Here is a 20,128-nt window from a genome sequence, read left to right as displayed (position 1 = left end):
AGATCCTGCATAACGACTTGCTGCAGTACTACAAGCGTGAGCTGGTTTACCTGCGTGACCAGGGCTCGAACTTCGCCAAGCGTTATCCCAAGGTGGCGTCGATGCTTGCGCTCCATGGCACGGAGTCGTTGGACCCGCACACGGAGCGATTAATCGAGTCCGTCGCCTTCCTGGCGGCCAGGGTTCACCAGGACCTGGACCGGGAGTTCCCGCAGGTGGCCGCGGCCCTGCTCGACAATTTATGCCCTTCGCTGATCCAGCCAGTGCCCTCCATGACGGTGGCCGAATTTGGTCTGGACCCCAGCCAGGGCAAGGTCACCGCGGGCTTCAGGATTCCGCAACATACTGCCTTGTATGCCAGCGCCTCCAATGGGCAGCAGTGCCGATTTCGAACAGCCTGGACCACCGTGTTGTGGCCGGTGAAGATTGTCAAGGCGGTGCTGGAGGGGGGCGGCTCCACGCTCCGGATGACTTTCGAATGCAGTGCCGGGACCGATTTCGCAGAGCTGGAAATGGACAGCCTGCGCATTCATCTGCAGGGGGACTGGATGACCACCATGCCCCTGTACGAGTTCCTGGTGGCCGACGTGGTCGAGGCAAGTATCACGCCGGAAGGCGGCACCCCTCGAATGCTGCCCGATGCCTCCTGGTGCGAAGTTGGCTACGCAGAAGGCGAAAATGTGCTCCCCTTGCCGGCCAATGCGCAACCTGCATACGGGTTGATGCAAGAGTACTTTGCCTTTCCCAGGAAATTTCACTTCTTTGACCTGCACAACATCCGTGCCCATGCCGGTAAATGCACCCGGTTTGACCTTGCCATCACCTTCGATCAGCCGGCGCGTGGCTTGGGCAATATCACAGCCGACAACTTCCGGCTCGGCTGTACGCCCGTTGTGAACCTGTTCCCGAAAACCAGCGAGCCGATTCTGGTCGACCACCGGCATTATGAGTACCTGCTGGTGGCTGACCGCCAGCGTGAATCAACAACCGAAGTGCACTCGATTGTGTCGGTAACGGCATCGGATCCGAATGCAGAACGTCCCGTCATCGTCCCGAGTTTTTCTGCTTTGGGGCACATTCGCTCGAATGCGTCCACCAGCTTCTGGTCGTCCCGCCGCGAGCACAGTCTGCGCAAGGATATTTCGGGAACAGACGTTTTCCTGTCATTTGTTGATCAGGCCAATACCTTGAAGACACCGGCCGATCCGGTGGTTTTTGCAAATCTGCTGTGCACCAACCGGCGGTTGGCCGAGCAGGTGCCTATTGGCGCGCGCATGGTGGCCGAGGGTGTCTCAAAAACAGCCACGGTACGCTGCCTGTATGAACCGACGTCGCAGCGAAACCCGCCACTTGGAAGCGAAACCCTCTGGCGGCTGGTTTCATTGCTGACGCTCAACCATCAGTCACTGGTCGATGGGTCTACCGGCAAGGACCAGCTCCGTGAAATGCTGACCCTGTTCGCCTCCGACAGCACGCGTGACCACGAACAGATTCGCGGCATCAAGGGCTTGCAGGCGCGCAGCGTGACCGGCAGGATCGGACATGACGCCTGGCGCGGCTACTGTCGCGGTACAGAGGTTCTGCTGGAATTCGACGAAGAGGCCTTTGTGGGTGGTTCCCAGCTGTTGATGTCTGCTGTGCTGGCGCGGTTTTTTGCGATGTACACCTCCGTCAACTCGTTTGTTCAATTGGGAGTCCGCCGCGGCGATGAAGTATGGAAACAATGGGAACCGATGAGCGGCCGCCAGTTGGTGCTCTAGTCGAACGACTGGGCGACCGGCCGCAGGGCTTCAATCTCTTTCAGGCGATCAGCCTGCTGGAGCGGGCTTCGCCGCAACTGGCGCCCGTCGGCAAGGGCGACGGCCAGACAGAAGCCGTTCGCCTCAAATCGGTGGTTTCGTTGGGTTTTCAACCCAGCGATGTCAGCAGGGTAAGCGCAGGCGCAGAAGATGCGGAAGCCTGGGTTTTGGCCACGCCGGTCCTGTCGCTCGCGGGCGCGCAGGGACCGCTGCCTTTGCCGTTTACCGAAATGGTGCTGGAGCGAACGGCTGCGCGCGACCACGCTACCGCTGACTTTCTGGACATTTTCAATCACCGCTTCCTGGCCTTCTTATACAGAAGCAGGAAGAAGCATCACATGGGCCTGAACTGGCAGTCGCCGCAGTCCTCATCGCTGGCGGGCTGTCTCGACGCCCTCAGTGCTTTGGGCCTGAAGGCAGGCCTGGGATCGCCGCAGGGTGAATCGTCCTGGCTCCGGCACGCCGGGCTGCTGGGTGGTGCGCCGCGCTCGATGACGGGGTTGCTGGCCATGCTGTCGGACCGGCTGGGCGTGGTGGCCAGAGGCCGGCAGTTTTGTGGCGGATGGCGCGATCTCGAGCCGCGCGATATCACCAGGCTGGCCGGCCGTACATCTGGCCGTGCACCCCGGCTGGGGCGATCGGCTGTTCTGGGCAAGCGCGTGTGGGACCAGGGGGCGGGCATCACGCTTGAACTTTCCGGGCTGACATTGCGCCGCTTGAGACGCCTGCTGAGGGGCGGCGAAGAGCATGCACTGCTGGGGTGGATGGTGGGCAGGTATCTGCAGCAGGACGTTGGCGTGGAGATGGTTCTCCATATCGATGGCCGTGAACTCAGGCCATGCATTCTGGGACAGAAGGAGCCGTTGCAGCTTGGGTGGACCTCCTGGCTGGTAAGCAGCACGCCCTATACCGGCACCTTCGCGCCTGCGAGATTCAAACTTCATGATGATGCTGTCCCCGGCATGGCCTGAACGAAACGGCACTCAAGATGGAAATTGACATTCGTACCCTGCTGAGCAAGCTCAATCCCGAGTGCAAACGCGCGCTCGAAAAGGCAGCGGAATTGTGTGTCCAGCAAACCCACTACAACGTGGATGTCGAGCATTTGTTATTCAAGCTGCTGGAGACCGAAGCGCCGGATGTCTGCCTGATATTCCCGGAGTACGACATCAAGATGGACGTCATCCTGGCCCAGCTGCAGGACGCGATGGACAGGTTCAAGCGGGGGAACGGCCGCACACCGGCCCTGTCGCCGCATCTGGCGCCGTTGCTTCAGGAGGCGTGGTTGCTCAGTTCCATGTTGCTCGGCGAGCAGCAGGTTCGCTCCGGAACCTTGATACTGGCGTTGCTGGAAGTCGACAGCCTGCGCGGCGCTCTGCTGGAGTCAGCGCCAGGCTTGCTGCAAATTCCGCGCGAGAGCCTGCGCAAGAATTTGGCCGATTTGTTGACCAACTCGGCGGAAGACGCCGGTGGTGCCGTGCGCTCGGCGAAACCGGCAGCCATGTCGCAGGCGCAGGGCCCGGCAGCCGGACCGGGTGTGTCGGAAGCGTCTTCCCCGCAAATGCCCACCATGCGTCGTGGCGCGTCATCCAACCCTTCGCTGGACCAATACACCGTCGACATCACGGAGCAGGCCAGGCAGGGCCTGATTGATCCCATCCGTGGGCGCGATGCCGAGATTCGCCAGATCATTGATGTCTTGTTGCGCCGGCGGCAAAACAATCCCATTCTGACCGGTGAGGCCGGCGTCGGCAAAACCGCAGTGGTGGAAGGTTTTGCGCAGCGCATCGTGCAGGGCGATGTTCCTCCTGCCCTGCAAAAGGTATCTGTGCGCTCGCTGGACCTGGCCTTGCTGCAAGCCGGAGCAGGCGTCAAGGGCGAGTTCGAGAACCGCTTGAAATCCGTTATTGCCGAAGTCAAGGCCTCCCTGGTGCCCATCGTGCTGTTCATCGACGAGGCGCACCAGCTGATTGGCGCCGGCGGGGCGGAAGGCCAGGGCGACGCTGCCAATCTTCTCAAGCCTGCGCTGGCACGTGGTGAGCTGCGCACGATCGCGGCCACCACCTGGGCCGAGTACAAAAAATATGTCGAGCGCGACCCGGCCCTGGCGCGACGCTTCCAGGTGGTCAAGGTTGACGAGCCTACCGAGGAGGTCGCCATTGACATGCTGCGCGGCATGGTCCAAACGCTGGAAAAGCATCACGGCGTCGAGATCATCGACGATGCAGTCAGGGACGCCGTCAAGCTGTCGCACCGTTATATCTCGGGGCGCCAGCTTCCCGACAAGGCCATCAGCGTGCTGGATACGGCGTGCGCGCGTGTGGCCATTGGGCAGAACGGACTGCCGCCGGAAATCGAATCGGTGGTGCGCGAGATATCCAATGCGGAAAACCAGCTGCGGATCTACCGCCATGAATCTGCAACCGGGCGCGACCATGCGCACGCGATTGCCGCGCTGTCTCTGGAACTCGAAGGCCTCAGGCAACGCTGGCGCCGCCTGAAGGAAAAGCTTGAAGAGGAAAAAAGTGCGGTCGCCGAAATTGTGGCATTGCGCAAGCGCATCGCCGAAGGATTGGGGGAGGACGGCAGCCAGCTGGAAGGCGAAGACAGCGAAGACATGTCTGCGTCCCTGAACCGGCTCGAGAAGGGACTGGATGCGATCCAGAGCGACGAGCCCATGATTCCTGTGTGTGTTGACTCAGGCGTTGTTGCTTCCGTGATTTCCGGCTGGACCGGCATTCCGGTCGGCAAGATGCTGGCCGACGAGTTGCATACCGTCCTCAACCTCAAGGAAAAACTGGCCGAGCGCGTGGTTGGGCAGGACCAGGCGCTGGATGCGATTGCGCGACGCGTCCGGACTTCCCGTGCTGACCTGGATGACCCGGGCAAGCCGGTCGGGGTCTTCCTGCTGGTCGGCCCCAGCGGCGTAGGCAAGACCGAGACTGCGTTTGCACTGGCCGACATGATTTATGGCGGAGACCGCAACATGGTGACCGTCAACATGTCCGAATTCCAGGAGGCCCACACCGTGTCCAGCCTCAAGGGGGCGCCACCGGGCTATGTCGGCTACGGTCGTGGCGGCGTCCTCACAGAAGCTGTCCGGCGCCGGCCTTACAGCGTGGTCTTGCTTGACGAAATGGAAAAGGCGCATCCCGACGTGCTGGAGCTCTTTTTCCAGGTTTTCGACAAAGGCGTCATGGAAGATGGCGAAGGTGTCCAGATCGATTTCAAGAACACGCTGATTCTGCTGACGTCCAATGCCGCCCAGGATGTCATCACCGATGCCTGCGAAGGTGGGCGACGGCCGGATCCGGAAGTCCTGATCGAGCGCCTGCGGCCGGTATTGATGCAACAGTTTTCGCCGGCTTTTCTCGGGCGACTGGCGATTGTTCCCTATTACCCGCTTGGCGACGAGCAGATACGGTCCATTGTGAGCCTCAAGCTGGGAAAGCTGGCCCAGCGCTTCTCCCGCAACCACAAAGCCGAGTTCACCTGGGACGACGCCGTGGCGCAAACCATCACGGCCCGGTGTACGGAAGTCGACAGTGGTGCGCGTAACGTTGACCACATCCTGTCGCATGCCGTTCTGCCTGAGCTTTCACGCCAGGTACTGGAGCGGATTTCCATGTCCGACGCCTTTGACGAGGTGCATATGGGCGTGGATGCACGTGACGATTTTTCCTTTACTTTCGGCCCGCCGAAACAGGTATAGAGGCGCATGCGGACTGGCTTCAAACAGACAAACTCCGCGTTGACGGTGACCACACCGTTCGGCGCAGATGTGTTGTTGCTCGACTCCTTCCAGGGCGTGGAGGCCATCTCGCAGCCTTTCAGGTTTTCGCTGGCGATGCGTTCGTCCGACACAGGCCTGGATCCGGCCCTGATTGTGGGCGCTTCGGTCACGGTCAAGCTCGCCTTGCCGGCTGGACCTGCCCGGTTTTTCAACGGCATCGTGTCGCGTTTCATGCACGCGGGCGGTGACCGCTCTTTCTCGTCCTATTCGGCGGAGTTGGTGCCCAGCCTCTGGCTCCTGACACTCAGCAGAGACAGGGCCATCTACCAGAACAAGACGGCGGCCGACATCATCAAGGCGGTCCTGGGCGAGTTTGGCGTGACTTTTGATGCGCAGCTGACGGGGACTTATGGAAGCCGCGAATACTGCGTCCAGTACGACGAGACTGCACTGGAGTTCATCTCCCGGTTGATGGAGGAGGAAGGCATCTTCTATTTCTTCACCTTCACCGATGGCGGGCACACCATGGTGCTGGGCGACAGTTCGGCCGCCCACATCGATTGTGTTGATGGAGCCGCTTTGCGTTACTTCCCCGACCCTGGTGGGCGCCGCATGATGGATACCGTCAACCAGCTGGAGTACGAAAGCCGCCTGGTGGCGCAGAAATTTGAATACAGTGACTACAACTACCTCACGCCCAGCACCGCATTGCTGACCGAATCCGCGGGGGCGACGGGCAAGGGAAAGCAGTTCGAATTTCCAGGCAAACATGCAGTGCTGGCCGATGGCACGCAGCGCGCCAAGGTCCGCTCGGAAGCCAGCCAGGTCGACGGCGCGGTATGCCGCGGCACGAGTTATTGCTACCCGCTTTCCGCAGGCAGGAAATTCACGCTCTCGGGTCATTCGAGAACAGCCTTGAACACGACGCTGGTGCTGCGGGCAGTGACGCATACGGCCAGCAACGCGCAGTACAGCAACAGCTTTGAGGCGTTTGCCGCCACCGTGCCCTTCCGTCCGCCGCGCCTGTCGCCGCTTCCGCGGGTTTCGGGCAGCCAGACGGCTCTGGTGGTGGGACCCAGCGGCGAGGAAATATGGACCGACACGCATGGGCGGATCAAGGTGCAGTTCCATTGGGACCGGATTGGCGTCAAGGACGAAAACAGTTCGTGCTGGGTGCGCGTTTCCCAGTCCTGGGCCGGGCTCGGCTGGGGGAGCCTGTTCCTGCCGCGGATTGGACAGGAAGTGGTGGTCAGTTATGTCGATGGCGATCCCGACCGGCCTATTGTCACTGGCTGCGTCTACAACGCCGAGAACACCACGCCGGTGACGCTGCCGGGCATGCAAACCCAGAGCACCATCAAATCCCGCGCTTCCAAGCAGGGCACCGCCGGCAATGAGATGCGGATGGAAGACAAAAAGGATTCGGAAGAGTTCTATTTCCATGCGCAGAAAGACATGAAGATCGAGATCGAGAACGACCTGAGCACCAAGCTGGTCAAGGGTTCCGAGACACACACGCTGGAAAAGGGTGACCGCACTGTTGATGTCCAGACGGGCAAGGAAGTGCACAAGGTCAAAGGCACACGCGAGCTCACGATCACCGGCAATGAGACCCATACCAACAAGGCTGATTTCAGTCAGGCCGTCACCGGGAACTACGAACTGAAGGTTACGGGCAACCTGGTGATTGATGTGACAGGCTCCATCACGATCAAGTCTGGAACCACTTTCGCTGCCGAGGCCGGCACGTCCCTGACCAGCAAGGCAGGCACAGCGCTGACCAACGAGGCCGGCACGTCCCTGACCAACAAGGCCGGACTGGACCTGACGAACCAGGCTGGCACCGGATTAAAGAACAAGGCCGGGACCACGCTGGACAACGAGGGTGCGATGGTGACCAACAAGGCGTCAGCCATGCAAACGGTGGACGGCGGCGGGATGCTGACCCTCAAGGGTGGCCTGGTAAAGATCAACTGAGATGACGGCCCAAAAAACCTCTGCCACTGCTGCGGTACCCGCGGACACGCCCGCTGGCGAGATGCCGCGCGGCTTTGTCGAGCGCGAGCAGTTCAATGACGCCGGCGGGCTGTCCAACCGCGCCGGTTTGATGGACGGTGTGCTTCACGGCGAAATGAGCTCTTTTGGCCCAGACGGCAAGCTGCTTGCCAGCGCCCAATACGATGCGGGTGTGCTCCATGGTGTCCTCAGGCTTTTTGATGAGCATGGCAATCCGGTGCAGGAGGCGAATTACAGCCGCGGCTTGCAGCATGGCTTGACCCGCGTTTTCGTGAAAGGGCGCCTGTTGTCCGAGCAGCGGTTTTCGAATGGGAGTCTTCATGGCGAGTCGGTCTCCTATTCGGAAGCCGGAGAGGTCGCCATGAAACAGAATTTTTTCAGAGGTGAGGTGGAAGGCGAGGTCTTGTTCATGAACGAGGGTGAGGTGGTCCGCCGGTCGCAGTACCGCAAGGGCCTGCTGGAAGGGGAAACGCTGGACTACGACCGCGACGGTGCGGTGGTGCAGAAAGCCAGCTACAGAAACAACCTGCTTGAGGGGCCGCTGACGCGGTACTGGCCGGACGGGCAGGTGATGGAGGTGCTGTTGTACCGCGCAGGAAAACCGGTTGGCAAACCCAGGCGTTTCGACAGTAAAGGGGTGGAGTTGCGTGACGACGCCAAAACCAGCCTCATGAAACGTCTCGAAAAACTGGTGAAAGGCTGAGCATGGGCATTCAGGTCGCCGTGGGCGCAACCCTTCAGTGCAGTTTTGGCGTGGCCCCCAGCGTGCTGACCGTGCTTCCCGCGAACCGTGTGCTCACGGGTGGACCGGCCGCGAACATCATGGACCATGTTCCGTTTGTCAATGTGCTGCCCTTTGGCATGTGCAATTGCCCCTCCAACCCGATGGTGGCTGCCGCTACGGCTGCCGCTCTCGGCGTGTTGACGCCCATGCCCTGCATTCCCATGACTGCCGCACCCTGGATGCCCGGTTCTGCGACGGTATTGCTGGGCGGGATGCCTGCCTTGCAGAACTCTTCCAAGCTGATGTGCCAGTGGGGTGGCGTCATCCAGATTCTTGTCCCGGGGCAGTTCACCGTGATGGTTCCTTGAACGTGAAGATAGGTAACAAATGCAATACACTTTGTCGCTGACGACCCGGATGATGACCATTGCCGGGCTTTGCCTGTTGCTGCTTTGTGTGCTCCTGTTCTTGCTCGGGGTGGAAATCGGCAAGAAGATTTCTTCACCCGCAGAAGGAACTGCGCCCGCAGCGGTGTTAACCGTAACCCCGCCTTCATCAGCACCCGTCGGGGACGCGCCTTCGCCCTCCGTTGCCAAGCCATGAATCAGGATTTGATGATGTCAAAAACACAGTCCGGACAGCCCTTGCACAGCCAGTCAACTTCCTGGTGGAAAGCCTGCTTGTTTGTTCTCGGGCTCTGGGGTTGTGCCGGTGCAGCCTTCGCGGCGCCCCCTACCGCCAGCGCGCCGGCCCCTGCCGCTCCATTGGCGGAGGTGGCGCTGGTACCCTCTCCGTTGCCTGCTCCGAGCCTGGTCAAGGTGGCCGATGGCCGACTGCTGGCGCCCAGCATTGCCCGCATCGTCAATCGGGGAGAACTCGTCGTTGCGATGCTCGGCGTGGACACGCCCCCGTTCTTTTACATGAAGAAGGGTGAGCTGGTCGGTCTGGAGGTGGACCTGGCCAAAGCGATTGCGAAGGAGCTCAAGGTCACCGTCAGGTTTGACCGCAGCGCCCGCACTTTCAATGAGGTGGTTGATGTGGTTGCCCGCCAGGAGGCCGACCTCGGCATCAGCAAGCTGTCGCGGACACTGGCGCGGGCCCAGATGATCAGCTTCACCGAGCCTTATATCCGCCTGAACCACGCCTTCATCCTGAACCGGGTGAAGTTTGCCGAACTGGCTCGGGAGCGGCCCCTCCCCGTTGTTGTTCGCGAATTCAAGGGATCCATCGGGGTCATTGCGAAATCGTCTTTCTCAGACTACGCCAGCAAAAACTTTCCGCTTTCGGAGCTTCGCGAATTTCCGACCTGGGAGGCTGTCCTCAAGGCGCTTGAAAAAGGCCAGATCATGGCGGCCTACCGTGATGAGTTTGAGATCAAGCGGATTTTGAAAAGTGACCCGACGGCGTCCTTGACGCTGCGCACGGTCACATTCAAGGACCTCGAAGACACCCTTGGCATTGCCGTGGGCATTCAGGATCCGACGCTCCTGGCCTTTGTGAACCAGTTTTTGGCAGAGAGCACCGAAAAGCTGACGATTGACAAGGTGCTGAAGGCCCTGGACCGGTAATCGATTAACTAAGGCGTGTGATGATCAACCTGAAAAAACTCTATGCATTTGCGCTCAACCCCTGGGTGGTGGTGGCCAGCCTGTCGGCGGGTTTCGCGCTGGGCATGTACATGCCTGCCGTCGGGCTGAAGCTCGGTTTTGTGGGCGATGTGTATGTCGATCTCCTCAAGATGATTGCCTTGCCCTTCATGGTGTCGGCCGTGATTTTCAGTTTGCAGCGCCTGTTCCGCGAGGGTGGGGCCGGCGGGCTGATGGCTCGCGTGGCGGTGGTGTTCGTCGTGTTTTCTATTGTTGTCGCGTTGTTGGGGGCGACAACACTGCTGGTGATGAAACCGGGTTCCAACCTGTCAAGTGAAACCATGCAGACTTTCGGAAAGATTGTCGGCAACGATCTCAATTCCAGCGACACGGTCATGAGCCTTGGGGGCGTCGATGCGCCGGTCAAGTCGGTGAGCTTCACCGAAGTACTGGTCAGCTTGGTGCCATCGAATATTTTTGCCGCGCTGGCCAGCGGCGACACGCTCAAGGCACTCGTCTTCGCGTTGCTTTTCGGTTTTGCGGTGGGTCAGGTTCCGTCGCGGGTTTCCGACGGGCTGACCCAGTCCCTGGAAACCATTTACCACTCCTGCCAGACCCTGATGCGCTGGTTGAACTATCCGCTGCCCATCGTTCTTTTCTGCATGAGCGCTGCGCAGATGGCCAAAACCGGCATCGGCCCCTTGCAGGCCATGGCCCAGTTTGTCCTGGCGTTTTTTGTTGCTTCCGTGCTGGCCCTGGTCATTGCAACAATCATTATCTGGAAGCGTTCCAACTCGACGCTGGGCCAGACTCTCAATGCCTTGAGGGGCCCCTTTGCCCTCGCGTTGGCCACCCGCAGCAGTGCGACATGCATGCCCATCATGATCGAAAGTCTGGCGGACCGCCTGGGTTTTGCGCGTTCAAGGGTCGAGCTGATGGTGCCCCTGAGCGTGTCGCTGCTGCGTATCGGGCCGGTGATCTATTACGTGGCCGCTACCGTGTTCATTGCCCAGTTGTATGCAAAACCGATTGGTCCGACAGAGTTGATCGTCATCCTCTCGGCATCGATACTCGCCGGCTTTGCGTCGGCGGGCATGACGGGCTTGCTCACGGTGTCGCTGGTCGGACTGACATGCAGCTACCTCGGTCTTCCTTTTGAGGCGGCTTTCATCCTGTTCCTGGCGGTGGATCCGATTTGCGACATGCTCAGGACCCTGGTGCTGGTGATTGGCAACAACGCCGCGGTGTCCCTGATCTGCCCCAGGCCCCTGAAAATATAGGAGGCCAGGATGTCCCGAATCGGCGTATTTGGAGGAATGGGGCCATCAGCAACGGTCGACTTTCTCGACAAGCTGGTCAAGCTCACCCCTGCGGCGCGCGATCAGGACCATCTGCCGGTCATCGTGGCGAGCTTGCCGCATACCCATGACCGCTCCAGCGCTATTTTGGGGCATGGGCGGGATCCCTTGCCGCAGCTGCTGGCGGGCATCGAAGTACTTAACCAGGCTGCCGTTGGCGTCATCGCCATTCCCTGCAATTCGTCGCATCACTGGTTTGATGAAATGAGTTCGAGCAGCAAGGTGCCGTTGCTGCATATCGCCAAGGCCTGCGTCGAGGCAATTTCCCCCACGGGTGTCTCGCGGGTGGCCGTTTTTGCCACACGGGGCGCTTTGGCCTCAGGCTTCTACCAGCGGGAACTGCGGTCGCGCGGCATCGACTTCATGCTCCCGGATCCCGAGGATGGCCAGAACAATGTGGACGGTTGCATACGCGAAATCAAGGCTGGCGACCTGGCTGCCGGCGGGCAACATCTGACCGAAGCCTGTCGGGAGGCCGCGCGGCAAGGTGCGACCACCATCATCATGGGCTGCACCGAAATTCCCATTGCTTCCAGGTATGCAGATGTATCGGGCTTGGGGTTGATCGACAGCTCACTGGAACTGGCGCGAGCCAGTGTTGCTTTTGCCCTCGCACGAGGCTGGAACAGGCCGGGATGGGACTCCTGAAGCGCCTGTCGAACAGTCCCTTGGCTCTCCTGCTTTGCGTGATGGGGGGAGCACTGCTGGGCTGGCTTGCACCTGCCGTGGGTGGCGAGGCCTTTGTTCTTGGGCAGATCTACCTGGCCCTGGTCAATATGGCTGCGCTTCCGTTGCTGGTTGTGGCCACTTTTTTCGGCCTGCGTCAGACATTGGCCTTGCCGCAACCTGGAAAACGCGCATTGATGATTGTGGGTCTGGCGGTAGGCCTGGTGGTGCTGTGTGCAGTGCTGGGGGCAATGTTCGGCGTGCTCGCCGGCACCGGTCAGGATCTGAGCTCTGCCGACCGTGAATACCTCGGTGCCCTGGTGCAAAACGCCGGCGGAGATGCCGCAAACGCCGAAGTTTCCCTGTATGGTGCCGGGGCTTCCGAAGTAACAGCGGCGCCCGATTTGTGGATGGCTGCGGTGCCGGACAACTTTTTCCGGGTGCTTGCGGAAGGCCAGTCGCTGGCCATCCTGCTGTGCGCCATCCTGTTCGGGCTGGCTTTTGCTGCGCTGCTCAGGCCGCAAACCAATGCACTGATGGGCATTTTCGAGGCGATTTATCGCACCCTTGAGTTGATCATTTCCCGCGTCAACGTTTTTATTCCGGTGCTGGCTTTTGGCATGGCAGCCTATTTTGTGGCCAGGACCGACGCCCGGACGCTTCATGCGATGGGCAGTTTTCTGGGCTCCTTCTATCTGTTCGCTTTTTCCCTCTCTGGAGCGGCCATTCTGTTGATCTGGAAAAAGTCAGGGCTTTCTCCAGCCAGTGTGATGTCGGCGCTGAAGGCGCCTGTTCTCATCAGCCTGACCTCCGCCAGCACCACGGCAAGCATTCCCGACACGATAGAGGCCATGAGTTCCCGGTTGGGGTTCAGCCGGGGCATTGTCGAACTGGTGATTCCGGTTGCGTCGGTGTTCATGCGTTCCGGTGCAGCACTTTATTTCTCGCTGCTGGCAGTGTTTGTGGCCAATATCTATGGGCGCTCCATCACGCCTCAAGAGTTCCTGCTGATTTGCGTCGGTGCCTCGCTGGCGGCGTTTGCATCGGCGGGCAACAACAGCCTGGCCGCGGTAGGGTTCGCCGGTGTGGTGCTGTCCATACTGAATCTTCCCATTGAAGCTGCACTGGCACTTTTCCTGGCGATCGACCTGGTCTGCGAAGGCCCGCGCAACCTGCTCACGCTGCTGTTTGCCTGTGTCCTGATCGTGCTGGTTTCCCGCGGACTGCCTTCGGAGCGTATTGAAACCGCCGCATCATCGAACCTGCGCGCGCTGGAGCCTGTCCGCTTTGTTTTTTCCCGGGCCAGTGTTGCAATGGCGCTGGCTTGTGTCTTGCTGGCGGCGTTATTGATTACGATTGCGGGTATCGGCGTCGGGATGCGAAAGACGGGCGCGGGCCTGCCTCAGCCGTATGCATCGGGGCCCATGGCCGTTGCAGGGAACAGCCCTGGTTAAGAAAAAAATGAAATTTCTAAAAATTTGCCTGATTATTCTTGTCCTGGGGAGCTTGTCGGCCTGCAGCACCATCAGCAGTGTCGCCGGGTTCTTCACGGCGAAAGGAAGCCGCCTGGACTGGAACGGCATGACTGTCATCGCGAGCGAGGGCGCCAACCTGAATACCCCGGTTGCGCTGGACGTGGTGCTGCTTCGGGACGAGGCAACGCTGGGCATGGTGTCGACATTGCCGGCATCCAAATGGTTTTCGTCCCGCGCCGATCTGGCCAAGACCTTTCCGGAGGGGTTGAGCTACCGCAGCATGGAGATCGTGCCCGGACAGACCCTCAAACTTCCCGCCGACACCTTCGGGGCGTCTCGGGTGGTTGGCGTCCTGCTTTTTGCGGATTATCTGACGCCTGGAGAGCATCGCGTACGGGTGGACCAGATGCAGGGGGAAATACTCGTGCAGCTGGGGGCGCGCTCATTTTCCGTGTCAGCCCTGAAGACCGAATAAGCCGAGGAGTTCCTATGAAGAAAAACGCCAAGACGCTCCGTATCCCGGAAGGGCGCACGACAGATGAGGGAGCCATCCATGGTTAAGTCCCTCCCGGTTGAAGAGCGCATCCAGTGGCATGAGGGCATGCTGTTGTCGCCGCAGCATTTCCAGCAGGCATCGGCCCGGCTCGACTCCCTGGTGGCCTTGCACACATTGCTGGCCGCACCTTTTTCATGGGGTGTGCGCAGCCTGAAAATCGACATGGGGTTGTTGCCGGCCGGCATTGTCAGGGTCCAGCAGCTGGAAGCGATCATGCCGGACGGTACCTCGGTCAGCTTCTCGGCAGACAATGCCCAGCATGGCACGCTCGAGCTCAAACTGGCCCCGTTTGCTGAAGCGCTGGGCAACGCCCCTCTGGATTTCTACCTGGTCCTGCCGCTGACCAAAAGCATGCGCGACAAAGGCTCGCCCTCGCGGTTCCGTTCGGTTGCCATGGGCCAGGTGGAAGACGAGGTGTCGGAGGCACTGCCTGCCGACCTTCCGCGGTTGCTGCCCAACCTCTCGCTGGTTGCAGGTGATGTGCCCTCGGGAATTTATACCTGGCTGCGCCTGGGCACGGTGTTCAAGGACAACGAACTCATCAAGATGGGCGAGACCCTGCCCGCGCTGATCGAGATGCCGAAAGACGGCGTCTTGTGGGAGCGGGTGTCTGCCTTCGTCGGCCAATTGCGCGGCAAGGCTGCATTTGTGGCGAAGCAGACGGCTGTGCCGTCCTCCAAAACCGAGGACAGGCTGGCCTACCTGGAGCAAAGGGAGCGGCTTCGCAACCTGATGACTGGCCTGCCGCAAGTCGAAGCCGTCTTGCGCACACCCAGTCTGCACCCTTATCCCCTGTATCTGGCGCTATGCGCCCTGCTCGGGCCTCTGAGCATGCTCAAGCCCGGGGCCCTGCCGCCGGTACCGCCCGAGTACGATCATGCCGATCCGCTGGCGGTGCTCAACCCGGTGCTCGAGGCTTTGCAGGACTCCCTGATGGAAATCAGCCAGGAATACCGGGAACACAAGTTCGAGTACCGCCATGGTGCGTTTGAAATCAACCTGCTGCCGGAATGGGTCGACAAGCAGCTGGTGGTGGGCTTGCGCGGGCAACCCGAAAAAGACCTGGTCGCCTGGATGAACGGCGCCATTGTCGGGTCCCAGTCGGCTTATGCGTCGCTCAGGGAAAGACGCGTACTCGGTGCCATGCGCTCGCACATTGAAGTTGCCCAGGAGCTCGGCGTGCGGGCCAGCTCGGGATACACCCTGTTTTCCATTCAGGCCAGCGCCGCCCTGACCCTGGCCAATGAGCCCCTGATTGTCAGCAACTCCACGGAAAGTGCGTCTGCGCAACGCCCGCAGGAAATGGTTCTCTTCGTCAAGGGCTGACGCTCCAACAGAAAGCAGCGAACAATGGCACGCCAAACCCGAGACAAACAGGACGACAACCACCTGATCACGCAGTTCCGCTCTTTCTTCGACGAAGTTTCGAAGGCCCAGACCCGCGCGATCGAGATGCGCGAAACCGACCCGGACCTGGCTGCCCAGCATGTCAGCAAACATCTGGAAAACCTTATCGAGCTGCAGACGCTGGAGTCCAAACGGGAGGGCAACCGGTTTGAACTTGAGAGCATTGCCGACGCGCGTTACCTCAAGGCCGCGCTGGCCGATGAAATCCTGCTCAACACGGCCTGGATAGGTCGCGATTGCTGGACCACCCATTTGCTGGAAGCCTCCCTCTTCAGAACCAGCATTGCCGGCGAGCGGATTTTCGAACGCATAGAAGAACTGCTGTCCAGCCGCGAGCCGTCCTTGCGGCCGATCGCCAGCCTTTACCTCTCGGCGCTGGCGCTGGGTTTCCAGGGCAAATACCGCGGAGCAGCCGACACGGATCGTTTTGCAGGCTACCGGGAGGAGCTGTTCCAGTTTGTCTACCAGCGGCGGCCCGATCTCTCCGGCCGTGACCGTGTCCTGTCCGAACGCGCTTATGCCAGCACGCTGTCGCATATTGCGCCGAAAAAGATGCCGACATTGAGCCGTTGGACGGTGGTCTTCCTTCTCGGTGTTGTGGGATTGCTGGCCATCTCTGAAATGCTCTGGCTGTGGCAGTCCTGGCCGGTGCGTCAGGTCCTGCAGACCGGCAGCACGACCGGAACGGGGGGCAGCCAATGAAAGCGCCTTCTCCACTGCAACCGGGGGGCCGACGATGCTGAAAGACAACCTGTTTCTGGCGTCTCTGGGCGTTCTGATTGTCCTGGTGCTGGTTGTTCTGGGCCTGGTACTGTATTTCGCCGTGCGCCGATCGGCTGCCAAGCCCGGCAGCGATCCCAAGATCGTCAAGCTCCGGTTTGACTCGCTGCGCAACTCCTTCAGGCAGGCGGTTGAACTGATCGAGGGCAATATTGCTTCCCGGAGCGAGCGCTACAGCATTCCCTGGGTGCTGGTACTCAATGAAGGCATGGACAACCGGCAACTGCCCATTGAACAGTCGGGCGTGGCCAGTGCGCTCAGCTCCGAGGCCGCTTCCGCCGCTGCAACCCAGGGCATCGCCTGGCACTTCTTTGACAAGGGCATTGTCATTGACATGCAGGGCGCCTACCTGGGCTCGCCCGACGACGAAGATGCAACGGAAAAACCGTGGGACGAGTTCCTCGGCCTGTGCCGTAAATACCGGCCCCAGAGACCCTTTGACTCCGTCGTCATCACTGTGCCGGCCGCCTTGCTGCTGGACAACAGCCCGGATGCCCTGCTGGAACTCGGCAAGCTGGCCCGCCTCGCGCACCGCCGGCTCTGGCTCGCGCAAAACCGCTTTGCCATGCGGTTTGCCGTCTACGTCGTGGTTTCCGGGTGCGACCAGATCGAAGGGTTTTCGCCCTTCGCCAGGGCGCTGCCCGAGCCCATGCGCGCCGGCATTCTCGGTTGGTCATCGCCTTACGATCTGTCCACCACCTACCAGGACGGCTGGGTCGGCGAGGCGCTCGACAGCGTCGTGAAAACGGTCTCGGACACCTCGGCCGAACTCTTTGCGCTCGATTCGGTCAGTGCAGAAACAGGGAAATTTTTTCTGCTTCCCTCCCGGATCGATGCGGTTCGGGCGCAACTGCAGGTTTACGTGGACGAACTCATGCGGCCCAGTGCCTACCATGAGCCGTTTTTCTTTCGCGGCATTTACCTGACCGGTGACAGCAGCGAATCGGCGCAAAAGGCCGGCGCCCTTGATGTCGCGGCGGCGCTGAATGGTGAAGCCAAGGAAGAGCAGGCCGACCTGGTGTCGCAGCTGATGCGCGAACCGGCCTTCCTGCGGGATCTTTTCGAGAAGAAAATTTTCATGGAGTACGGCGTGGCCAGGCCGTCCCGCCAACAGCTGGCGCGGCCGGTGCTGAGCCGCGCGGCGCGCTGGGCTGCACTGGTGGTTCTGGGCGGCTGGAGTGTGGGCCTGCTGGTGGCCACGGTGCAACTGAGCAAACGCAACCCCGAACTGGCCAGGGCCCTGTCGCAAATCGAAGCCGATGCCAACTACCGGGCCCGGGCCAGCGAGCGCGGTGAACCTATCGCCTCCGACTGGTACCGGGCGAAAACCCTTTCCCTGCTGGCTGCCATCGAGAAGCTGGGAACCGACAAGGCCTGGACGTTTTTCATGCCCGGCTCGTGGGAGGTTTTCGACAACCTCGATGATCGTGTGGCCGCGCGCATAGAGCGCGAGTTCGGCGAGATTGCCATCAACACCCTGCGGCGCGAACTGTATGCGCGGGCTGCTGACATGACCGGCGTATCCCAGGATGCCAGCACCTCGGAACTCATCATTGGCGGCGAGTGCGCTGCGCCTGCCGGGTTTGCGGCGATCTCGGGTACGCCACACAGGTTCAGCCTGGCCGTGGAAGATCTGCCGGAGTTCGCGGCCATGCTGCAATACCTGACAGCCGTCGAGCGGCTGGACCAGGCGATTGTGGCCATGGTTCGCCTGCAAAAGCCCAATCAGAACGAAGCCAACGACCTCCGGTTGCTGGTCAAGTACACCCTGGGCGCCGAATTGCCGGGCAACATGTCGCAGAGCATCCGCTTCTTCAGGGGCAGCGATATTCCCGGGAGCCTCTCGCCGGCAGCCATCAGCGTGATGCACATCCAGCAGGCGGTGCGCTGTTCGCTGGACAGGGGAATGAATGCCCTGGACAGACGCCTGTTCGTGAACAACGACTTGCTGGTCTCCGAACGGCAGCTTGTGGCGCAGGGTGCGCGGCTGTTTGCCACCGATGCCCGTATTGGCGGCTACACCCAGACCGTCGGCGGCTACAAGGAAATCCTGAGGGCGATCAAGGAGCAGGAAGGTTTGCTGGCCACCGGCAAAGGCGGCTGGATGAGACTGCCCGACCTGAACCTGGGTTCGGCCTATGACGCCGCCCTGATGCGTATCACCCAGTCCAGGCGTCTGCTCGGGCCGGAAGCTTCGGATCAGGTGCGCCAGCATGCGGTCACCGAATTCCAGAAATTCAGGACCGAGTTTGAAGCACTCCTCGGGGCCGAAGGACAAGCGGGTGTGGTCTGGCAGGAAAAAGACGCGCGTTTTGCGCTGTCCGCCGACAGGCTTGCCCTGCGCGATGCGCTTACAGGGCTGCTGGCACAGCCGTTCATGACGCCGCCCAGCGACCGCGAGATTCCCGAGATCGTGGCGCAGAGCATTCTGGTATGGGACAGCACCAGGCTGGACCAGGCCTTGGCGCTCAGTGAAGCGCACAAGCGCTTCATGGGTGAAGGCCTGGTCAAGTTCCCGCCTGCGACCCGGCCCAGCGTTGCGGCCTTCGTCAACTTCCAGTTTGCACGCCTGGTTGGTGACCACGCGGTTGAAGCCTTGTCGATCAGCAGCAGGACCGATCCCGGTGCGGTGGCCGATGCCGTGGCGTTTGACGCATCGCGAAGCCGCCTGGTCAAGGTCCAGGGACTGCTCACCGAACTTGGCGCCAAAGGCAAGGCGGACAACTTGCGCGGCCTGATTTCGCAGGATGCCGTGACGCGCCTGCGGCAGGTCGACGACAGCTTGACCCAGTCCGACCTGTATGCCATCCGTGGGCGGGACTTCAGTTATTGGCTGGGTGATCGCGGTCCGCTGCTGCAGGCGTTCGGTGTGCCAGACGGCCCCAGCCTGCTGCAGACCCTGGCGCTGCAGTTCAGCCGCGCGGAAACACTGGGCCGGCAATCAGAAATCTATCTTGCCTCGCTCGACAGTGCTGCGGCCGAATCGCAGCTGGCGCGGCGCTGGCAGGCCATCAACCGTGAACTGGAACGTTACCGCCTGAAAAACCCGAACAGCAGCCTGGTCGTTTACGAGCAGTTCCTTGTCACCACCGGAGCCGACCTCGACAGGGCGAACTGCTCGGAGAAACTGGCGGGCAAGGCACCGGGCGGGCGACCGGCCGACTATTTTGCCGAAAAACACCTGCAGGTCTACAGCGCGCTGCTCAAACGCTGCAACGAATTGCGTGTCGGCGAGCAGCAGGAGCAGTGGGCGGCTTTCTCGGGCAATTTCAACCGCCTGCTGGCGGGTCGCCAGCCCTTTGCGGTGCCTGGCGCCAAGGACGCGCCGGATGCGGACTTTGATGACGTTGGCCAGATCCTCAAAAACTCCGAGCGGATGTCCCGCACCCTGAAGGAAACATCCGCCGCAAGCCGCGGTGCCTTGGTCGGGCTGCCTGCCCGGCGCTTTGCCGATCAGTTCGACCGTGTCAGGGCCTTCATGGCCCCGCTGTATCCGGTGGAAGAAGGAGCGGTTGCGGGTTATGACATGGCGGTGGAGTTCAGGACCAACCAGTCGGCCGAAATTGAAGGCAACAAGGTGATCGACTGGACCCTGGAGGTGGGCTCGCAAACTCTCAAGCTGCGTGATGCACGGCGTCCGCTGCGCTGGGAGCCGGGCACGCCGATCACCCTGACCTTGCGGCTTGCCAAAGACTCCCCGGTGAACGCCGTCAATGATCCCCAGCAGCCCCATATGTCTGCCGATGGCAAAACGGTTTCTTACCGGTTCACGGACACCTGGTCCCTGGTGCGCATGATCCAGCGCCAGCGCGAACCCGATGCGGCGGGTCGGGCCGACGGCCGCGCGCAACTGCTGCGTATGGAGTTCCCGCTCAGCTTCACGCCGGACAACCCGAGGGTGGCCCCGCAGGAGGTTCGCGCCCGGGTCTACCTGCGGCTGGCCCTGTCGCCGGTCGGCAAGCGCACCCCGGTGTTCTGGCCCGGCGTGTTCCCGACCCGGGCACCCGAATTTGGCGGGCAGTGAGACA

At 61.1% G+C, this 20,128-nt stretch carries 15 protein-coding genes; 14 read left to right on the top strand and 1 reads right to left on the bottom strand.

The window, feature by feature from the left end; translation table 11 throughout:
* Window positions 1–2 precede the first annotated feature (2 nt).
* The 4 genes from tssF to tssI are packed head-to-tail and all read left to right on the top strand — an operon-like array spanning window position 3 to window position 7,509.
* Window positions 3–1,760: a type VI secretion system baseplate subunit TssF gene (gene tssF, locus B7X65_RS16270; protein ID WP_293595374.1), complete on the top strand. Its 1,758-nt coding sequence runs from the start codon at window positions 3–5 to the stop codon at window positions 1,758–1,760.
* Window positions 1,724–2,770: a type VI secretion system baseplate subunit TssG gene (gene tssG, locus B7X65_RS16265; protein ID WP_293595346.1), complete on the top strand. Its 1,047-nt coding sequence runs from the start codon at window positions 1,724–1,726 to the stop codon at window positions 2,768–2,770. Before tssF ends, tssG begins: the two co-directional genes overlap by 37 nt.
* A gap of 17 nt (window positions 2,771–2,787) precedes the next feature.
* The gene (tssH, locus tag B7X65_RS16260) at window positions 2,788–5,511 is read left to right on the top strand and encodes a type VI secretion system ATPase TssH (RefSeq protein WP_293595345.1); all 2,724 of its coding nucleotides are present in this window, start codon (window positions 2,788–2,790) and stop codon (window positions 5,509–5,511) included.
* 6 nt (window positions 5,512–5,517) lie between these two features.
* Window positions 5,518–7,509, top strand: a complete 1,992-nt coding sequence (gene tssI, locus B7X65_RS16255) for a type VI secretion system Vgr family protein (protein ID WP_293595344.1) — start codon at window positions 5,518–5,520, stop codon at window positions 7,507–7,509.
* Here the strand turns inward: tssI and B7X65_RS16250 are convergent.
* Window positions 7,502–7,870, bottom strand: a complete 369-nt coding sequence (locus tag B7X65_RS16250) for a hypothetical protein (protein WP_293595343.1) — start codon at window positions 7,868–7,870, stop codon at window positions 7,502–7,504. The two genes, tssI and B7X65_RS16250, sit on opposite strands and share 8 nt — an antisense overlap.
* A 39-nt stretch (window positions 7,871–7,909) precedes the next feature.
* Here B7X65_RS16250 and B7X65_RS16245 point away from each other — a divergent pair, with 39 nt between their 5' ends.
* The 10 genes from B7X65_RS16245 to B7X65_RS16200 all read left to right on the top strand — a co-directional run bounded on the left by B7X65_RS16245 (window position 7,910) and on the right by B7X65_RS16200 (window position 20,124).
* Complete coding sequence (locus tag B7X65_RS16245) at window positions 7,910–8,251, top strand: hypothetical protein (protein WP_293595342.1); 342 nt, start codon at window positions 7,910–7,912, stop codon at window positions 8,249–8,251.
* A gap of 2 nt (window positions 8,252–8,253) precedes the next feature.
* Window positions 8,254–8,640 carry a DUF4280 domain-containing protein gene (locus B7X65_RS16240; RefSeq protein WP_293595341.1) on the top strand — a complete coding sequence of 129 codons (387 nt, stop codon included), beginning with the start codon at window positions 8,254–8,256 and terminating at the stop codon, window positions 8,638–8,640.
* A gap of 69 nt (window positions 8,641–8,709) precedes the next feature.
* A complete protein-coding gene (locus tag B7X65_RS16235; RefSeq protein ID WP_293595340.1) occupies window positions 8,710–9,840 on the top strand; it encodes an ABC transporter substrate-binding protein in 1,131 nt (376 codons plus the stop codon).
* A gap of 23 nt (window positions 9,841–9,863) precedes the next feature.
* On the top strand, window positions 9,864–11,138 hold the full coding sequence (locus B7X65_RS16230) for a cation:dicarboxylase symporter family transporter (RefSeq protein ID WP_293595373.1): 1,275 nt from the start codon (window positions 9,864–9,866) through the stop codon (window positions 11,136–11,138).
* Window positions 11,139–11,147: 9 nt separating this feature from the next.
* A complete protein-coding gene (locus B7X65_RS16225) occupies window positions 11,148–11,864 on the top strand; it encodes an amino acid racemase (protein ID WP_293595339.1) in 717 nt (238 codons plus the stop codon).
* 20 nt (window positions 11,865–11,884) lie between these two features.
* Window positions 11,885–13,336 carry a cation:dicarboxylase symporter family transporter gene (locus tag B7X65_RS16220; RefSeq protein WP_293595338.1) on the top strand — a complete coding sequence of 484 codons (1,452 nt, stop codon included), beginning with the start codon at window positions 11,885–11,887 and terminating at the stop codon, window positions 13,334–13,336.
* A 7-nt stretch (window positions 13,337–13,343) separates the two neighbouring features.
* The gene (locus B7X65_RS16215; RefSeq protein WP_293595337.1) at window positions 13,344–13,832 is read left to right on the top strand and encodes a hypothetical protein; all 489 of its coding nucleotides are present in this window, start codon (window positions 13,344–13,346) and stop codon (window positions 13,830–13,832) included.
* 78 nt (window positions 13,833–13,910) lie between these two features.
* Entirely contained in the window at window positions 13,911–15,239 is a 1,329-nt protein-coding gene (gene tssK, locus B7X65_RS16210; protein WP_293595336.1) for a type VI secretion system baseplate subunit TssK, read from the top strand.
* Between the two features lie 24 nt (window positions 15,240–15,263).
* Window positions 15,264–16,022 carry a DotU family type IV/VI secretion system protein gene (locus B7X65_RS16205; protein WP_293595335.1) on the top strand — a complete coding sequence of 253 codons (759 nt, stop codon included), beginning with the start codon at window positions 15,264–15,266 and terminating at the stop codon, window positions 16,020–16,022.
* Window positions 16,023–16,056: 34 nt separating this feature from the next.
* The gene (locus B7X65_RS16200; RefSeq protein ID WP_293595334.1) at window positions 16,057–20,124 is read left to right on the top strand and encodes a type VI secretion system protein; all 4,068 of its coding nucleotides are present in this window, start codon (window positions 16,057–16,059) and stop codon (window positions 20,122–20,124) included.
* Window positions 20,125–20,128: the final 4 nt, after the last annotated feature.

This window comes from Polaromonas sp. 39-63-25 (genome assembly GCF_002278925.1).
Taxonomy (GTDB): Bacteria; Pseudomonadota; Gammaproteobacteria; order Burkholderiales; family Burkholderiaceae_C; genus Polaromonas.
This window is presented reverse-complemented; position numbering and strand designations above follow the sequence as displayed.